Origin of the sequence: Tychonema sp. LEGE 07196 (assembly GCF_963890365.1) — a bacterium.
In the GTDB taxonomy this organism is placed as follows: Bacteria; Cyanobacteriota; Cyanobacteriia; order Cyanobacteriales; family Microcoleaceae; genus Microcoleus.
This window is the reverse complement of sequence record NZ_CAWPRX010000178.1, coordinates 1-1,123: the sequence shown is the minus strand read 5'-3', so window position 1 is coordinate 1,123 and position 1,123 is coordinate 1. Positions and strand designations below refer to the sequence as shown.

Annotated in this window: 1 protein-coding gene and 1 pseudogene; both read left to right on the top strand. The window is 50.7% G+C overall.

The genetic code is table 11. The features are described from left to right. A pseudogene (locus tag AACV78_RS21195) lies at positions 1-111 on the top strand (IS5/IS1182 family transposase); the annotation flags it as partial. Positions 112-161: 50 nt separating this feature from the next. Further along, positions 162-1,049 carry a hypothetical protein gene (locus AACV78_RS21190; RefSeq protein ID WP_194074434.1) on the top strand — a complete coding sequence of 296 codons (888 nt, stop codon included), beginning with the start codon at positions 162-164 and terminating at the stop codon, positions 1,047-1,049. The last annotated feature ends 74 nt before the right edge of the window (positions 1,050-1,123 follow it).

Here is a 1,123-nt window from a genome sequence, read left to right as displayed (position 1 = left end):
GGAAAACTCAAGGACTGGCGGCGCATCCACACCCGCTACGACCGATGCGCCCACACCTTCATGTCCGCTATCTGTATCGCAGCAATCGTCATCTTCTGGCTACCACAATGAGTCCTGAGCCTAGAGATCTCACGAAGCGCCTGCGTTCAGTAGAAGCTCGATTGCAGGAAATTGAGCCACGTTCAAAAGATGTAGCTAGGAAAATTGCGGACATTGAGGCGGCGCACGAAGCAGCCGATCAGTTGCCGACCGATTTGGCCGAATTGGAGGAACGGCGCCATGAACTTGCGAGTTTGATTGAGGAAGCTCAAGGGCTGGCGAGGCAAATTAGTGAAGATTCTGAAATCGTTGCTTCATCTCGTGAGAACCTTTTGGCGGGCATTGATGTCTCAAATGAAAAAATAAAAACGATGTTCATCGAGGCTGATAATTTGTTGGCTAAAAGTGAGCATGCTTTGCGAGGGGCGACGGCTGTCGGTCTTTCCAAGGCATTCGAGGCTCGGAAGGATGCGCTTTCAAGGGCAGGCGTCGCTTGGACTGCTGGTTTAGCAGTCGCACTGATTGCAGCGGCGGGCGTGGGCTGGGAGCGTGTCGAGTCGCTAAAGGACGTCCTCACGGGAGATAAACCAACGGTCGTAGTGATCGTGAACGCTTTGCTCGCTATTCTGGGGATTGGTGCGCCGGTTTGGTTTGCTTGGCTATCAACAAAGCAAATTGGCACAACCTTTCGCCTCGCCGAAGACTATGCATTCAAAGCTTCGGTTGCTCAGGCGTATGAGGGATACAGAACAGAAGCCATGCAGATTGATGAAGATCTTCGAGCAAGGCTGTTTTCAGCGGCTCTTGAGCGTTTCGAAGAAGCACCAATTCGATTGGTTGACCCTAGTTATCACAGCTCGCCTTTTCAGGAGGCGGTAAGCAGATCCGATTTGAAGATATTATCTGAAAAGGTGAAGGAAGTTAAAGATAATTTTAGGTCCCTTCTGCCAAGTAAGACTACAAATTTCGATGGCGCTATTGATGGAGATGAAGACGAGCAGGCCGAATAGTTCAGGATCATGCGTGAAATTCGGCTTAATCACGATCTGCCAGGTTGTAACCTCCCCCTTTCCTACACCCCCAC